A 14,331-nucleotide genomic window follows, 5' to 3' on the forward strand; every position below is an offset into this window, starting at 1 on the left:
GTCCACACCATGTCCAATCCGGATCATGCTAACTCCTTGTTCGGGCCTGTTTGTTCGAGACACTCTGCTCTGAACGGTCTGTTCTGACTGAGGGGCTTATGCCTGCTGGCTTAAAAACAGCCCCGCCAGCGACAAGTCTTCCGGCCGGGTCACTTTGATATTGTCGGCGCGCCCCTCCACCATCCGCACCGCAAATCCTGCCCGCTCCATGGCGGAGGCCTCGTCGGTGATGGTGGCGCCCAGCAGTAGCCCCTCTTCCAGCGCCCGCTTCAGGGCTCGGGTCGGGAACATCTGCGGCGTCAGGGCATGCCAGAGCTGCTCGCGCTCGACGGTGGCGATGATATTGCCCTCCCCATCGGAGCGTTTCATGGTATCGCGTACCCGACTGCCGAGAATGGCACCGTCGCAGTTCATGGCCGCGGCAATCAGCGCATCGAGATCGCCGTGAGTCAGACAGGGACGGGCCGCATCGTGCACCAGCACCCACTCCCCTTGCGCCACATGGAGACCATTGAGGACGGAAAAGGCGCGCTCGGCGCCTCCCTCTACCCGCACAATGCGCGGGTCGGCCGCCACGGGCAGGTCCTCGAACCAGCGGTCATGGGGCGCCAGCGCCACGATCACCTGGGCGATGGCCGGGTGGGAGAGCAGCCGCTCCAGGGTATGTTCGAGAATGGTTTTACCCGCCAGTTGCAGGTACTGCTTGGGGCAATCGGCCCCCATTCGGCTGCCGATACCGGCGGCAGGGACGATCGCCGTCAGGCCGGATACCCGGCTGGCATCAGTCATCGTAGGGCTCATCGTCCGGCGCTGTCTCTTTGTCTTTCTCTTTGGGGATGATCCGGTAGAAGGTCTCCCCCTGCTTGATGTAACCCAGATCGTTGCGCGACAACTCCTCGATGGCCTCGAGGCCAGAGGTGAGATCATCTATCTCGCGGTAAATGAGGTCGTTACGATCCTTGAGAGTCTGGTTGTCCCGCTGTTGCTGCGAGATGGCCTCCGACAGGTTCTGATAATCGGATAGCCCGTTCTTCCCCAGCCAGAGGTCATATTGCAGTCCCCCCAGCAGGAGGATCAGGATCAGGGTGAATAGCCGCATGCACTAGGTCTCCTTCAGGCGGCCTAGTGTCCCATATTCGGTGCCAAGACAAAAGAAAGCGAGCACCCGGGAGCCACCGGCCGAACATAAAAAAGTGCCCAAGAGTGAATCAGATAGCACAAAGCCCCGCCAAACCGGTGCAAGGATGGCCAACCAGGGCGCTCCTTGTCCGGGGGCGGGGCTCTCAATCAGAAAGCGGTAATAGGGATCAGTTCACCACGACCGGCTCTCCCGCGCTCTCGGCCGGGGTGTGGTACTCCTCCTCGGCATCACGGAAACGCTCCAGCATCGCTTTAGAGGGCGCTTCGCCCAGCAGACTGCCCACTACGATGGCCAGCAGTGCGAACAGGAAGCCCGGGATGATCTCATACAGCCCCAGCCAGCCGAACTGCTTCCAGACGATGACGGTGATGGCACCGACCAGCATGCCCGCCAGCGCACCGTTGCGGGTCATTCGCGGCCACAGCACCGATAGCAGCACCACGGGACCAAAGGCGGCACCGAAACCGGCCCAGGCGTAGCTCACCAGCCCCAGCACCCGGTTTTCCGGATTCATGGCGACGGCGATGGCAATCACGGCGATCAGCAGCACCATCAGGCGACCCACCCACACCAGCTCACGCTGGGAGGCGTTCTTGCGCAGGAAGGGCTTGTAGAGATCCTCGGTAATGGCGCTGGAGCAGACCAGCAGCTGGCAGCTTAGAGTGCTCATCACCGCCGCCAGAATGGCGGAGAGCAGCACACCGGCGATCCAGGGGTTGAACAGGATCTTGGAAAGCTCGATAAAGACCCGCTCCGGGTTGCCGGTTACCCCAGCCGCCACTTCCGGGAAGCGGGCAAAGTAGGCCAGGCCGAAGAAGCCGATGGCCACCGCACCAGCGAGGCAGAACACCATCCAGGTCATGCTGATACGGCGGGCATTGGCCATGGAGTGGTGGGAATCCGCCGCCATGAAACGGGCCAGAATGTGGGGCTGACCGAAGTAACCAAGGCCCCAGGCCATCAGCGAGACAATGGCGATCACATCCAGATTCTTGAACATGTCGAGGTTGGTAGCGCTCTTGGCGGCCACCTCGATCATGGCGCTGTCCACCCCGCCGACGGCGATGATAACGAAGACAGGGGTCAGGATCAGGGCGAAGATCATCAGGGTTGCCTGCACCGTATCGGTCCAGCTCACGGCGAGGAAGCCGCCGAAGAAGGTGTAGGTGATGGTGGCAGCGGCACCGACCCAGAGGGCGGTGTTGTAATCCATGCCAAAGGTGCTCTCGAACAGACGGGCACCGGCCACCACGCCGGAAGCACAATAGATAGTGAAGAACAGCAGGATCACCAGCGCCGAGAGGATGCGCAGCACCTTGCTGTGATCTTCAAAGCGGTAGGTAAAGTAGTCCGGCAGGGTCAGGGCATTGCGGTTCTTCTCGGTATGGACCCGCAAGCGGCCCGCTACCCAGCGCCAGTTGAGGTAGGCACCGATCACCAGACCGATGGCGATCCAGCTCTCGGAGATGCCGCTGACGAAGACGGCGCCGGGCAAGCCCATCAGCAACCAGCCGCTCATGTCGGAGGCGCCGGCAGAGAGAGCCGTAACCCAGCTCCCCATCCGGCGGCCGCCCAGAATGTAGTCATCAAAATTGCGGGTGGCACGATAGGCGATAAAGCCGATCAGCACCATTCCGAGGATATACACCAGGAAGGTGATTAACATGGGTGTGCTAGCTGTCATGCAAAACTCCGTTTTGTGTCATGTGTTACCCGCTCTGATGACGGGTTTATCCCTAAAAAAACCGGCCTAGCTTAATCAGCCGTTTGCGCCAGCTCAACCATTTTTAACAAACACAAAACACAATAAAAACCTTATTGCATCAAATCATCTTCTACATCAAGAAGATGGCGCCAGATTTCCTGTCGTGACAGTGGCGTCCATATCGCCGTGCCAGCAACTATTGAGCGTTATGTTTTCACATTTTGTTACTATCCATTTTTTACATCCCGCCCCATCCCTCCTACACTCGCCGCCCTCAATCCAGCGAACAGGGGTCACGCTCATGTCTTCTCATTTATCACACCTGCGCACCCTCGCCCGCCGTCTGCATCCGGTGGAGGAGTCGAGTCATCTAATCAGACGGGCCAAGTATGTGGGGCGTCTCTGGCTCAATCCCGGCGCCCGCGCCCTCTACCGCCAACAGCAGGAGCAACCGCTGCTGGCGCAAGCGATCAGCCGCTTCCCCGATATTCTGGAAAAGCCGATCCACCCCTATCGCCACAAGGGGCTCCGCAAGCGCCTGCGCGCGGGGCTTATCAGCGGCCACTACCAGCAGCTGGCTCGCCAGCTGCCCAAGGCACAACAACTGGCGATCTACAGCGGCCGCGGCCTGCTGCTGGCCCAGTGGCAGAGCGACAAGCTGATGGCACCGCTGACCCTGCAACTCGATTACCAAACCCATATGGGCAAAGAGGGGGAGATGAGCCTGACCCTCAAGCTGGGTGACGCGGCCCTCTATTACATGGCCCTCAATCTGCGCCCCGCGCCGAACCCGACCCTCGAGATCTGTTCGCTGCAGGGCGGCAAGGGGCAGAGTGAGGAGATCAAGCAGGTCACCAAGGCGTGCGGCGGGCTGCGCCCCATGTCCCTGCTGGTCTATATGGCCGCCGAGCTGGCCCGGGGGCTGGCGTGCAAGAGCCTGCTCGGGATACGCACCCAAAGCCACGTCTATCAGAGCAGCAAGCGCACTGCCGATCGGGTCAAGTTCGATCTCGACGGTTTGTGGCAGGAGCATCAGGGCTGCGTGCAGGATGAACTCTGGATGAGCCTGCCGCTGGAGGTGCCCCGCAAGACACTGGAGGAGATCCCCTCCCGCAAGCGGGCCAGCTACAAGGCGCGCTATCAGCTGCTCGATCAGCTCGGCAGCGAGCTGCAGGCAAATCTGCTGCGACGCTGAGTCAACGCAGCAGAAACAAAAAGGGCGAACAGCTTGCTGTTCGCCCTTTGTCATGACGGGGATTTGCCCTTAGCGGTTGATCGCCATCGGCATACCGTTGCGCTGCTCCAGCGCCTGCTTCACCAGTTGGGAGTCGCTGTCGGCGTGGGCAATGAAGCGGGTCACCGCCGGAGTCATCGGCAGCGGTGCCGGTAGCTTGGAGTTGAACTCCTCTTCGCTACGCGACAGCGGCTGGTGCACTTCCAGATAACGAACGCCGTTGGGCTCGAGAGAGGCCTTGATCGGCTGGTTAACGAACTGGACGCGGGTACCGACCGGCACCTGCTTGAACAGGTACTCGATATCGTCGTTACGCAGCCGCACACAGCCGTGACTCACCCGCAGACCGATACCGAAGTTGGCATTGGTGCCGTGGATGGCGTACATCTTGCCGATATAGAGTGCAAACAGCCCCATGGGGTTGTCCGGGCCGGCCGGCCATACCGCTGGCAGGCTCTCGCCACGGGCGGCATATTCGGCATGCATCTTGGCAGTCGGGGTCCAGGTCGGGCCCGCTTTCTTGCGCTGCACGCTGGTCACCCAGTTTTCCGGGGTGTCGGTGCCGAGCTGGCCGATGCCGATGGGCAACACTTCTACCACCTTCTTGCCTTTCGGGTAGTAGTAGAGGCGCATCTCGGCCACGTTCAGCACAATGCCTTCACGAGGGGCATCCGGCAGGATGAGTTGCTGGGGGATCACCAGCTTCTCGCCGGTCTGTACCAACAGGGGATCCGCATCGGGGTTGGCCTCTATCATGTTGGTCAGCCCCAGCTGGAATTTGGCCGCAATGGCCTCCAGCGGCTGGCCATTCTCTTCGGCCGGAACCACATATTCCAGATTTTCCCCCACCAGACGGCTGTTGGCCGCAGGCAGAGCATATTCAACAGCGAAAACCGGCGCAGCGGTCAGCAGCAGGCTGTAGCAGAGTGTTGCCACACTATTGCGAAGGAGCTTCATAACTTTCCCATGATAATGACTGAATTGACATCTCTGAGCTGACGGCTGATCAGCAGAAGATCAGGGGCGCGAAGAGAAGGCCGCCATTTTTCTCCTCTGCTGACCAAATATCAACTGACAAGTGGTGACGGGTCGATGATTAATATGCGGATTATCCAACGCCCTCGACTCGCCCTCTCCCCCTGTTTATCCCCGTTGCCAGAGGCGCATATCATAACCTGTGGGAGATTGATGCAACCGCAGATGAAATTGCTCAATGATAGCGAAGATATGGTCGAAAATATCGGCTTGGATCCCTTCGTAATCAGCCCATGCGGTGGTCGCGGTAAAACAGTAAATTTCCAGCGGCAAACCGTCTGACGTGGGCGCCAGCTGGCGCACCATCAGGGTCATGTCCTTGCGAATGCCGGGGTGAGCACGCAGATAGGCATCCAGATAGGCGCGCAGGGTGCCGAGGTTGGTGAGGTGACGACCGTTGATAGGGCAGCTCAGGGCATCGCTCAGCTGCTGATTGTAGGCACTCAGCTCCTGCTCCTTGCGACTGAGATAGGGAGCCAGCAGTTGCGCCTGCTTGAGCTGCAACTGCTCCTCGGCCGTCAGAAAACGCACGCTGGTCATGTCGATATTGACGCTGCGCTTGATACGGCGGCCACCCGACTCGGTCATCCCCTGCCAGTTCTTGAAAGAGTCGGAGATCAGGGCATAGGTGGGAATGGTGGTGATGGTCTTGTCCCAGTTCGACACCTTGACCGTGGTGAGGCCGATGTCGGTCACCTCGCCATCGGCGCCGTACTTGTCCATCTGCAGCCAGTCACCGACGCTCAGCATCCGGTTGGCGGAGAGCTGGATCCCCGCCACCAGCCCGAGGATGGGGTCCTTGAATACCAGCATCAGCACTGCGGTCATGGCACCCAGACCGCTGAACAGGAACAGCGGCGACTTGCCGAGCAGCAGGGCGATCATCAGGATGCCCACCAGAATGCTGCCTACCAGCTTGGCCCCCTGGAAGATGCCGCGCAGGGGCAAATCCCGACCAAGGCGGGTGTAACGGCTCACCGACAACAGGCAGTCGAGCAGGGCGAAGAAGGCCAGCAGCAGGAACAGCAAAATCCAGAGCTGGGCCACCATCTCGATAAGCTTGAGGCTATCCGATTGACGAGGCAACCATATCTCCGCCTGACCGAGCAGCACGGCCCCCTGCAACACGAAAGCGAGCCGGTTGAAGAGGCGCTGTTGCAGCTGGGGCGGCAGCCACACCTGCTTGGCCTTGCCGAGGATCCCCACCAGCCGGACCAGCAACACCCGGTGCAGCGCCATGTGCAGCAGCAACGAGGTGATGACGATAAAACCCAGCGCGATCACCAGCGCCATCAGGTTGGTCACTTCCACCCCAAGGCCAGACAACCAGTTAAAAAACGCCTCTTTCATTGCTCTCTCCCGAACCGGGCAGCCCGCTGGCTGCAAAAACAGTGGTGGTCAGGGTACCGCTCCCCTCCCCCATGTCAAATCGGCGTACGCCAGAAATGACAACGCCCGGCACAGGCCGGGCGTTGTTTCAAAGCGAGGTTGACTTAGCAGACCAGGCTCAGGGCATCGCGAGCGATGACCAGCTCCTCGTTGGTCGGGATCACCATGGCGCAACGGCTGTCGGCGGTGGTGATACGACCTTCGCCACCCAGTACGGCAGCGTTGTTCGCCTCTTTGTCCACCTTGAAGCCAAACAGGGCCAGACGGTTCAGCACCATCTCGCGCACCATGGCGGCGTTCTCACCGATACCGCCGGTGAAGACCACGGCGTCCAGACGACCGTCCATCGCAGCAGCGTAGGCGCCGACATACTTGGCCACACGGTAGGTGAAGACATCCAGCGCACGCTTGGCACCGGCGTCGGTGGCGTAGTTGGTGGTGACGTAGCGGCAGTCGCTGCTCGCTTCGGTCATCCCCAGCAGACCGGACTCACGGGTCAGGGTGTGGTTGATCTGCTCCACGCTGTAACCGAGCTGGTCGTGCATGAAGAAGACCACGGCCGGATCGATATCACCGGAGCGGGTACCCATCGCCAGACCTTCCAGCGGAGTCAGACCCATGGAGGTGTCAACAGATTCGCCGTTCTTGATGGCGCAGACAGAGGCACCGTTACCCAGGTGGCAGTTGATGATGTTCAGTTCATTCAACGGCTTACCCAGCTCTTTCGCGGCTTCTTCCGCGATGTAACGGTGAGAAGTACCGTGGGCACCGTAACGACGGATGCCGTGTTCGCGGTAGAGCTTGTGCGGCAGCGCATAGAGGTAGGCCTCTTGCGGCAGAGTCTGGTGGAAGGCGGTGTCGAACACGGCCACGTTCTTCTCGGACAGCTGCGGGAACACTTTCAGCGCGGCGCGAATACCGATGAGGTGGGCCGGGTTGTGCAGCGGGGCGAACGGAATGGCGGCTTCGATACCGGCGATCACGCCGTCATCAATGCGCACGGAGCGGGAGAACTGCTCGCCACCATGTACGATGCGGTGACCGATGGCCACCAGTTGCTCGGCAAGAGTCGGATCCTGCGGCAGGATATGACCCACGATATGGTCGAGGGCCTCCTGGTGCGCGGCACCCGCGCCCAGCATGGCTTCGCCCTTGACCCCGTGGAGTTTCCATTTGATACGTGCATCATCCAGATTGAAGCATTCGGCCAGGCCGGACAGCATGTCCTCACCTGTTTCGGCGTCCATTACGGCAAATTTCAGGGAAGAGCTACCGCAGTTAAGGATCAATACCAACTTGCTCATTTTCTACATCTTCCTGTGCTTCGGCTTTACGCCGACAGTGTCGTGTCATCCAAAAAGAGGATGGGATTCCCCTGCCGGGGGCTTATGGTCGCAGGAGGGTGCGTCCAATTTTTCAATTCTTGCTCTTGAAAGAGTCATCGCAACTTGTGGTGCGTATCACTGGTTTCAATTCTTGCTCTTGAAAGAGTGATCGCAACTTGTGGTGCGTATCACTGGTTTCAATGCTTGCGAGTCTCAACGCATCAGCTGCGCAGGGCTCGCCTCAATGGGAATGCTCAGGCGATAGCCAGCAGATCCTTGTGTACCTTGACCACCAGCTTCTTCACCTTGGCGGGCTGGTTGAAGGTACAGAGCGGGCGGTGCAGCTCGCCCGGCCAGAAGATGGCGAAATCGCCAGGTTGCAGCGCCAGATAGCTGGTCTGCTCGTCATCGACAAACCAGAGGTCGGGATGGGGATGGTCAGCACCTTCATCCGCATACTCATGGGGCCCGACACCTATCCACTCTTCGCCATCCAGCAGCAGCTGAATATCGAGATAGTCGCGGTGAAACTCACCACGACGATCCGTGGCGGGCTCGGTCATCTCCTCGCTCACCAGACAGAACAGCTTGAGACCGTCGATCTCGCTCTTGCCAAGGGGCGCATCGCGCCAGCGGGTAACACTTTTGACCACCTCGACCATGATGCGATCCAGCGGGGCAGGCAGCGGTGTCCGCTGCAAAGTGTTCAGGCTACCGGTGATCATGGTGCGAGTATCTTCCTGTTAGATATATCTATGCGGCATCTTTTCCGCCCAATGAAAAAGGACCTGTTACAGGTCCTTCGATAATACCCCCGGCGATCCGTGCAGAGGGATTAGAGCTAACGTTCATATTCAGCATATTGGAGCACTGTTACACACTCATCCAGTGATTGCCAAGAGTATGGACTCCATTTTCACGGTGATCGTACCAGCTGAAACCATATTATTCACCACCCTTTTGCCAGCGACTTTGACCAGACGCAAAAACGGGAGCATCAGCTCCCGTTTTTTTCGCAAAACCGTTTAACAACCGGCTTCATTCAAGCCTTTTCGGCGTTTTCCACCGGTTTGGCGTACATGGCACGCCAGATAGCCTTGTGCTCTTGTGGCACTTCTGACTGACGAGTCAGGAAAGCAGCCTGTTCGATGGTATTGGCCTTGCCAGCCACATCTGCTGCCAGATAGTTGCTGGGGAAGAGGCGGTAACTGCTCCATATAGCCTTATCGATCAGCGCGGCCAGTTCGTCCGGATCGCTGAAGCCCTCGGTAATGGGGGCGCCGAAAGAGACATGTACCCGCCCCTTCATGCCGACGATACCGGCGACAATGCTCTCGATATCTTCGAACTCGCCCTTCTCGTAGCTGCCGTTGACCGATTTCTCGTAGAGCTCGCGCGCCTTCGCCTTGTCGGTGGGGTCCAGCTCGTAGCTGATGCTGACCGGCACGATATTGAGGCTACGCATGTAGTCGACAAAGTCGATCTTCTGCTTCTTGCCGTCGACATAAAACATCTTGAGGATGGCCGGATCAGTCTTGTCATCCCCATCCTTGGCCCGCCCCTCTTTCTGGGCGATCCAGATAGAGTGCCCCTCGTGGACCGACTGACCTATATAGGCAGACAGCTCGCCGAGCGCCTTCATCATCTCCCGCGGCCCCTTGGCGGAGCGTTTGACGATAAAGCTCTTGTTGAGCTTCATCAGCTCGGTGGCGCAGGGTTTGCGCAGCAGGTTGTCACCGATGGCGATGCGCACGGTATCGAAACCGTGGGTGTGCAACCCCCAGTTGACGAACGCCGGGTCCATGGCGATGTCTCTGTGGTTGGAGACAAACAGGTAGCCCTGCTCCTTCTTCAGATGTTCGAGCCCGGAGAAGGTCACCCCCTTGGTGGAGGTGGCGATCATGCGGGACATATAGCGGGTCACCCCCATCTGGACCTGATGCACCGTGGTCACTTTTGACCATTTACGGCGCAGGAACAGGCGGATCATCGGGCGGATGGCCCAACCCAGCCAGCTCATCAGGGAACCGAAACGATACTTGGCGATGGCGCCGATAAATTCATCATCCTGGATCAGCCGTTCGATGGCTGCCGGCACTTCTTCATCGCGGTAGGGGCGAATATCCGCGAATCTATCTACTTCAGTCACAATGTCAGCCTTGCATGCTAGGAAACCGCAGCCAACCCTTGTTGGCCGGGGAAAATTCAGGGCGCAATTTTACACGCTTTTATGGCAAGGGGTATGAGACAAGCATGAATAGTGAGATCTGACCAGTTAATTAATCGGAGCAGAGCGCCAGTGCCACGGCGGCCTCGGCATGGATGGCAGTGGTGTCGTAGAGCGGCACCGCCGCCTGGGCATCGCCCACCAGCAGGGCAATCTCGGTGCAACCGAGGATCACCGCCTCGGCACCAGCATCCGCCAGCGCCTCGATGATGGCCAGATACTCGGCCCGCGACGATTCGCGGATCTTGCCCAGACAGAGCTCGTCATAGATGATCCTGTGTACCCGCTCCCGCCCTGCCTCATCGGGTACCAGCACAGTCAACCCGAAGCGCGCCTGCAAACGCCCCTTGTAGAAATCCTGCTCCATGGTGAAGCGGGTGCCGAGCAGGCCGACTCGGGTGATCCCGTCAGCCCGCAATTTGGCCGCGGTGGCATCGGCGATATGGAGCAGCGGGATATCGATGGCGGCCTCAATCTCGGGGGCGACCTTGTGCATGGTGTTGGTGCCGATCAGCAAGAAATCGGCGCCGCCGGCCTGGATAGCCTGAGCTTCGGCCACCAACAGGCGAGCGGTGGCGGGCCAGTCACCAACATGCTGCAGCCGCTCTATCTCGGCAAAATCCACACTGCTCAATAGCACTCGCGCCGAGTGCAAACCGCCGAGCTGTGCTCGCACCCCGCGGTTGAGCGCCTGATAGTAACTGACGGTGGACTCCCAGCTCATGCCACCCAGCAGACCGATACATTTCATATGAACTCCTTTCATCCCAAGGGAGGGCAGAACCACGCCACCTTGCAGGCAAGGTCACGCGGACGAGATAAAAAAGGCCCCGCAGGGCCAACAAGACAGCCGGTAAAGGCCCGGGTCAACCCCGGGCTAAATCCAGATCATCCCGACACAGGCGGCCGTAGCCAGCCCCATGCCGAGGTTGAAACGCCGCCAGCCCCGAGCAGTGCGGATGATTTGCCGCACCTGGGCACCAAAAAGCACCCAGAACGCCCCGGTGTAGAGGCCGGTAATAAAGAAGATCACCAACACCCAGAGCGCAGAGGGCCAGTAAGCCTCCCCCGCCAGAGTGAAACCGCTGATGGCGGAGAGCGCCATCATCCATGCCTTGGGGTTGAGCAGTTGCAGCATGGCCCCCTGATGAGCGGGAATGAGCGGACGGTTGCCCTCGGCCGGGCCGCTGGCGGTCGCCACCTTCCACGCCAGCCAGAGCAGATAGGCCGAGCCGATAAGCTTGAGGCCGTCGTGCAGCAGCGGCACCTTCTCGAACACCACGCCAAGCCCCAGCGCGGTAGCGAGGATCATCAGATTGATCCCCCCGACCACCCCCACCAGCAGGGGAATCGTGCGGCGAAACCCCTGCGCCGCCCCGGCGCTGGTGAGCAACATATTGTTGGGCCCCGGCGTGCCGCAGGTAACCAGGGCAAACCCCGCCAGGGGCAGTAACCAGTTCAGATCCATCTCAACCTCTTGTCGATGCAACGCCCCCGTTATGGGGAAAGCCTTCTAATATGCAGAGCCAACCCCTTGGCGACAAGTCAGAAATGCCTCTTTCCAGGCCACCTCCCCCATCAGCGCAGCATGGCTCAATACCAGAGCATCACTACACAGAGCGCCGTCAGCAGACCGAGAGAACCGTTGAGCCGCCGCCAGCCCCGATCCGAGCTGATCCAGTTGCTCAGCTGATGGCCGAACAGTACCCAGACAAAGCAGACCGGCAGGGCCACCAGCGCAAACATGACCATCACCGCCAGCTGACTCGACCAGTAACTGGCGCCGGGCAGGCTGAACAGACTGATGGCGGAGATCCCCATCATCCACGCCTTGGGATTGAGGAACTGAAAGCCCAGCCCCTCCAGCATGGTTAGCGGACGGGCCCTCCGGGCCGGATCCCCGGGCGCCCCGGCCACCGCGATACGCCAGGCCAGCCACAGCAGATAGAGGCTGCCGAAGATCTGCAAACCGAGGCGCAGCAAGGGCCAGCGCTCGAACAGCGGATAGAGCCCCAGCGCCAGCACCAGTTGCAGCACCGGCTGCCCCAGCCCCACCCCGAGCAGATGTGGCAGGGTGCGGCGCACCCCGAAGTTGGCGCCGGAGGCCGTCAGCATCAGGTTGTTGGGCCCCGGCGTACCGCAGGTGAGTACGGCAAAACCGAACAGGGTGACATACCACTCCATCGTCATATTGTGACTCCTTACTCATCACATTGTATCGATACAATGTGTGCTATTTGGTTGTTATCAGGTTGAAATTCACGCTATATTGACAACAATTTTTGATCAATGGATTTATTGTCACCATGACAATCTGGACGCCCGACCTTGCGGCCTTCGATGGCCCCCTCTACCTCAAGCTGGTCAAAGCGATCGAACAGGGGATCGTGAATGGCGAGCTGCCACCGCAGACCCGATTGCCTACCCACCGATCCCTGGCGGATCGTCTGGGTGTCACCGTCGGCACCGTCACCCGCGCCTACAGCGAGGCGGAGCGGCGCGGCCTGCTGGCCGCCCGGGTGGGACACGGCACCTGGGTCAAGGGAGCGAACACGGATCCCGCCAATGAGTGGGTGATCCGCCAGGAGGAGGGGCACCGCATCGAGCTGTGGCAGAACCTGCCGGTGCAGCTGGATCGGGCGGCCATCATTCGCCCCATGCTGGGGGAAGTGGCGGACGGGGATCTCAACGCCCTGCTCGGCTACGACAAGGAGGCGGGACGACCGGATCAGCGCCAGCAGTTCGTCGACTGGCTGGCGGAGCAAGGGGTGGCCTGCAGTGAGGATCGCCTGCTGTTCAGCCACGGCGCCCAGCACGGCATCATGCTGGCGCTGCTGGCGACCGGCTGCGTGGGGGAGACCATCCTGTGCGAGGGGCTGAGCTACCCCGGCATGCTGGGCAACGCTCGCCAGCTGAAGAATCAGGTGGTGGGACTGGCGATGGACGAGGAGGGGCTGCAGCCCGAAGCGCTGGACGCCGCCTGCCGTACCCGCCGGGCCAAGCTGCTCTACCTCACGCCGACCCTGCAAAACCCCACCACCGCCATCATGAGTCTGGCGCGGCGGGAGGCCATCGTCGCCATCGCCCGTCGCCACGATCTGCTGATCATCGAGGATGACGTCAACGGTCTGCTGCCCCAGCAACCTGTGATCCCTCTGGTCAATCTGGCGCCGGAGCGGGTCATCTATCTGGGCAGTCTGGCCAAGATCGCCTGCGGCGGCCTGCGGGTGGGCTTCGTGCTGACGCCCCCGGCCCTGCGCAGCGCCTTCGCCCAGACCATGCGGCTGTCGAGCTGGATGGTGAGCCCGCTGCTGATCGAGCTCGCCTGCAAAATGATCAGTCAGCGCCAGATCATGCCGCTGGTCGAGCAGCAGCGGGAGATCCTCAAACGCCGTGGCGAACTGCTGCGCCACCTGCTGCCTGCCGCCCGCTGGCAGCCGGGCAGCATGCACGCCTGGCTGCCGCTGCCAGAGCCCTGGCGCAGCCAGCAGTTTGCTGCCGCCGCCGATGCCCTTGACGTTGGCGTGGCGAGCGGGGAACACTTCGCCGCCGGCCAGTTTGCCGCTCCGCAGGGGGTGCGCCTGAGCCTGAGCCAACCCGCCACCGACGCCCGGGTCGGCGAGGGGCTGGCCCGTCTGGCCCAACTGCTGCAGGGGACGCCCCCCAGCAATCCCCTGCTATAGTCAGGGCCAACCGACCTGACCTTCACGCTTCATCGTCATAGCCAAGGAGATGCCGTGCCCCCCATCAGAGCCGCCCTGCTGCTTGCCACCCTGTTGCTGGGTGGCTGCGCCTCGTCAACGACCCACCAGCAGCTGGGGGCCGCGCTCAATGGACTGGAAGGAGAGTTGCAACGACTGGAAGAGGAGCTGGCGGCGATGAACGGCCTGCACTATCAAAAGGCGATCGATGCGCCGCTCAGTTTGCGCCGCGCACTCGGGGCGCCGCAGCCCACCCCAGAGGGGCTGGTGCCGGTGGCCAGCAAGCTGGAGGATGGGCCACTCCTGCGCTATCAATATCGCCTGCCTGCGGGGATGGCGAACCTGCCCCAGGACAACCTCTGTCAGCGCTACGAGTTCGAGCTGCGTCATCTGGGCCGCCTCGGCAAACTGGAATTGAGCTGGCTGGGGGAACAGGGCAAGGGGTCGCGGCTGATCCGCCAGAGCGACTGCCCCTTCGGGGCACAGATCCGCCCTCGGCAATAGCTGGTCGCGGGCCTGAGCGATTACATAACCGATTGAAATAACAGCCCATAGTGCGCCCTCCAGCACCCTG

General features: G+C 60.8%; 14 protein-coding genes. 3 read left to right on the forward strand and 11 right to left on the reverse strand.

All coding sequences use genetic code 11. From position 1 onward, the window contains the following. Positions 1-96 precede the first annotated feature (96 nt). The 3 genes from ispD to putP form a co-directional block, all read right to left on the reverse strand. The gene (gene ispD / locus LRL22_RS13500) at positions 97-789 is read right to left on the reverse strand and encodes a 2-C-methyl-D-erythritol 4-phosphate cytidylyltransferase (RefSeq protein WP_270905578.1); all 693 of its coding nucleotides are present in this window, start codon (positions 787-789) and stop codon (positions 97-99) included. Continuing rightward, a complete protein-coding gene (gene ftsB, locus LRL22_RS13505; RefSeq protein ID WP_005335520.1) occupies positions 782-1,099 on the reverse strand; it encodes a cell division protein FtsB in 318 nt (105 codons plus the stop codon). The genes ispD and ftsB overlap by 8 nt, the downstream gene beginning before the upstream one ends. Before the next feature lie 208 nt (positions 1,100-1,307). Beyond that, positions 1,308-2,825, reverse strand: a complete 1,518-nt coding sequence (gene putP / locus LRL22_RS13510) for a sodium/proline symporter PutP (RefSeq protein ID WP_270905579.1) — start codon at positions 2,823-2,825, stop codon at positions 1,308-1,310. A gap of 322 nt (positions 2,826-3,147) precedes the next feature. On the opposite strand from putP, the gene LRL22_RS13515 reads away from it, so the two are divergent. Continuing rightward, positions 3,148-4,041 (forward strand): VirK/YbjX family protein, encoded by an 894-nt coding sequence (locus LRL22_RS13515; RefSeq protein WP_270905580.1) that lies wholly within the window; start codon positions 3,148-3,150, stop codon positions 4,039-4,041. A 69-nt stretch (positions 4,042-4,110) separates the two neighbouring features. On the opposite strand, the gene LRL22_RS13520 is transcribed toward LRL22_RS13515, so the two are convergent. From LRL22_RS13520 to LRL22_RS13555, 8 genes are all read right to left on the reverse strand, one after another. Continuing rightward, positions 4,111-5,037 (reverse strand): L,D-transpeptidase family protein, encoded by a 927-nt coding sequence (locus LRL22_RS13520; RefSeq protein WP_270905581.1) that lies wholly within the window; start codon positions 5,035-5,037, stop codon positions 4,111-4,113. 186 nt (positions 5,038-5,223) lie between these two features. Then, positions 5,224-6,465, reverse strand: coding sequence for a mechanosensitive ion channel family protein (locus LRL22_RS13525; protein ID WP_270905582.1), 1,242 nt, complete (start codon positions 6,463-6,465; stop codon positions 5,224-5,226). Positions 6,466-6,608: 143 nt separating this feature from the next. Next, on the reverse strand, positions 6,609-7,808 hold the full coding sequence (locus tag LRL22_RS13530) for an acetate kinase (RefSeq protein ID WP_005354534.1): 1,200 nt from the start codon (positions 7,806-7,808) through the stop codon (positions 6,609-6,611). A 275-nt stretch (positions 7,809-8,083) separates the two neighbouring features. After that, the gene (locus tag LRL22_RS13535) at positions 8,084-8,554 is read right to left on the reverse strand and encodes a YhcH/YjgK/YiaL family protein (RefSeq protein WP_270905583.1); all 471 of its coding nucleotides are present in this window, start codon (positions 8,552-8,554) and stop codon (positions 8,084-8,086) included. Between the two features lie 317 nt (positions 8,555-8,871). Next, complete coding sequence (locus LRL22_RS13540) at positions 8,872-9,978, reverse strand: 1-acyl-sn-glycerol-3-phosphate acyltransferase (RefSeq protein WP_216979439.1); 1,107 nt, start codon at positions 9,976-9,978, stop codon at positions 8,872-8,874. A 130-nt stretch (positions 9,979-10,108) separates the two neighbouring features. Next, positions 10,109-10,807, reverse strand: coding sequence for an aspartate/glutamate racemase family protein (locus tag LRL22_RS13545; RefSeq protein WP_270905584.1), 699 nt, complete (start codon positions 10,805-10,807; stop codon positions 10,109-10,111). Positions 10,808-10,933: 126 nt separating this feature from the next. Then, positions 10,934-11,524, reverse strand: coding sequence for a LysE family translocator (locus tag LRL22_RS13550; RefSeq protein WP_005335534.1), 591 nt, complete (start codon positions 11,522-11,524; stop codon positions 10,934-10,936). Between the two features lie 125 nt (positions 11,525-11,649). Then, positions 11,650-12,246 (reverse strand): LysE family translocator, encoded by a 597-nt coding sequence (locus tag LRL22_RS13555; protein ID WP_040068356.1) that lies wholly within the window; start codon positions 12,244-12,246, stop codon positions 11,650-11,652. 116 nt (positions 12,247-12,362) lie between these two features. Here LRL22_RS13555 and LRL22_RS13560 point away from each other — a divergent pair, with 116 nt between their 5' ends. Both LRL22_RS13560 and LRL22_RS13565 read left to right on the forward strand, forming a co-directional pair. Next, positions 12,363-13,739: an aminotransferase-like domain-containing protein gene (locus LRL22_RS13560; protein WP_270905585.1), complete on the forward strand. Its 1,377-nt coding sequence runs from the start codon at positions 12,363-12,365 to the stop codon at positions 13,737-13,739. A 54-nt stretch (positions 13,740-13,793) separates the two neighbouring features. Next, positions 13,794-14,261, forward strand: a complete 468-nt coding sequence (locus LRL22_RS13565; RefSeq protein ID WP_139406641.1) for a hypothetical protein — start codon at positions 13,794-13,796, stop codon at positions 14,259-14,261. Positions 14,262-14,331 lie beyond the last annotated feature (70 nt).

Source organism: Aeromonas sp. PI_26, from assembly GCF_027854445.1.
GTDB classification, from domain to species: domain Bacteria; phylum Pseudomonadota; class Gammaproteobacteria; order Enterobacterales; family Aeromonadaceae; genus Aeromonas; species Aeromonas veronii.